Here is a 1,949-nt window from a genome sequence, read left to right on the forward strand (position 1 = left end):
TCCGCGCGGCGGCGCGAAGGCCCGTTGTCGCGCGGTCAGGCGCTTGCCATATGGGGCGCTTTACAGTAAATTTTTTCCCTTGCGGACTCAGGCGGCCATGTGCGCCGCCAGTGATGCCGCCCTACCTAATGAGTCTTGCGGAGGACAGTCATGCAAAAGATGAAGTACATCTGGGTTGACGGAAAAATGGTTCCCTGGGACGAAGCCCAGGTTCACGTGCTCACACATGCCCTGCATTACGGCAGCGCCATTTTCGAGGGCATCCGGGCTTATGCCGGTGCCGACGGCACGTCCGCCATTTTCCGCCTTGAAGACCACTGCAAGCGTATGCTCAACTCCGCCAAGATCCTACGCATGAACCTTACTCTTACCGTGGAAGAGCTGGTAAAAGCCTGTGTGGAAACGCTTGAAATCAACAAACTGCCCGAAGGCTATGTGCGTCCGCTTTCTTTCGTGGGCTATGGCGAAATGGGCGTTTACCCCGGCAACAATCCGGTGCAGACCATTGTGGCTGTCTGGCCCTGGGGGGCCTATCTTGGCGCTGAAGCCCTGGAAAAAGGCATCCGCGTCAAAACCAGCACCTTTGCCCGCAGCCATGTGAACACCAGCATGTCCAAAGCCAAGGCCGCCGGCAATTACATCAATTCCATCCTTGCCAAGGTGGAAGCCAAGGACGAAGGCTATGACGAGGCCGTCATGCTGGACACCAGCGGCTATGTGTCTGAAGCCACCGGCGAAAATATCTTTATCGTGCGCGACGGCCGCATCAAGACCACGCCGTGGACGTCCATCCTCGGCGGCATCACCCGCGATTCCGTCATGAAGCTGGCTCAGGACCTGGGCTACACGGTGGAAGAACAGCAGTTTACCCGTGACGAAATGTATATTGCCGACGAGGCGTTCTTCACCGGCACCGCTGCGGAAGTAACCCCCATCCGCGAGATGGACCACCGCCAGATCGGCGCCGGACACGCCGGCCCCGTAACCAAGCATCTGCAAACCGAATACTTCAAGATCGTCAAGGGCCAAAACCCCAAGTACGCCGGCTGGCTGCATCACTATAAAGTTTAGGGAAGCGCTGGATAAAGCGCTTCCCGTGGCTCCTGCGCAGGCAGGAGCCCAAAAAACGTGAACAGGGGGAATTCACTTCCCCCGTTAACCAAGCGTTTTTTATGCCTTTCCAAAAAATGGAAGCCATTTTTTGGCATCGAGCTGAGGAAATCGAAGATTTACTCAGCGGATACCTGAAACACTTTCACCTTGAAGCTGAACAGGCGCCGGCCCACCGGGCGCGCCGCCAAGAAATCATGAAGCATCTCTCCCTCGCCTCGCGCTACCGCCCCCAGACCTTTGCCCAGGTGGCGGGACAGGACATGGTCAAAGCCGTCCTTTCCCGCGCCGCCGCCGAGGACAGGCCCGCTGCGGCCTATCTTCTGAGCGGCACGCGCGGCGTGGGCAAGACCACCATTGCCCGCATCTTTGCCAAGGCCCTCAACTGCGAGCACTCTCCCGGTCCCGAGCCGTGCAACGAGTGCGCCCAGTGCCGCAAGATCACCCAGGGCGTGCATGTGGACGTAACGGAAATTGACGGCGCGTCCAACAACAGCGTGGAAGACGCCCGCTCCCTGCGCGAAACCATCGGCTACGCCGCCATGGAAGGCCGCTACAAGGTCTTCATCATCGACGAAGCCCACATGCTCACGCGCAATGCCTTCAACGCCCTGCTGAAAACCCTTGAGGAACCGCCGGAGCGCGTGGTTTTTATTTTCGCCACCACCGAGGCGCACAAATTTCCCGTCACCATTGTGAGCCGCTGCCAGCATTTCGTGTTCCGCCATCTGAGCGAAGACGCTCTGGTCGAGCACCTTTCCGGCGTGCTGCGCAAGGAAAACGTCGCTTTTGAAGACAGCGCCGTGCGTCTGCTGGCCCGCCGCGCGGCGGGCAGCGTG

General features: G+C 59.2%; 2 protein-coding genes. Both read left to right on the plus strand.

Going from position 1 to position 1,949, the window contains the following annotated elements:
• Nucleotides 1-150: 150 nt before the first annotated feature.
• On the plus strand, nt 151-1,071 hold the full coding sequence (locus V6C07_RS07755; protein WP_333535796.1) for a branched-chain amino acid transaminase: 921 nt from the start codon (nt 151-153) through the stop codon (nt 1,069-1,071).
• Nucleotides 1,072-1,307: 236 nt separating this feature from the next.
• Nucleotides 1,308-1,949, plus strand: a 642-nt coding sequence (gene dnaX, locus V6C07_RS07760; RefSeq protein WP_333535799.1) for a DNA polymerase III subunit gamma/tau, incomplete at its 3' end; no start/stop codon positions are given.

The organism is Desulfovibrio sp. 1214_IL3152 (genome assembly GCF_036763055.1).
Lineage (GTDB): Bacteria > Desulfobacterota > Desulfovibrionia > Desulfovibrionales > Desulfovibrionaceae > Desulfovibrio.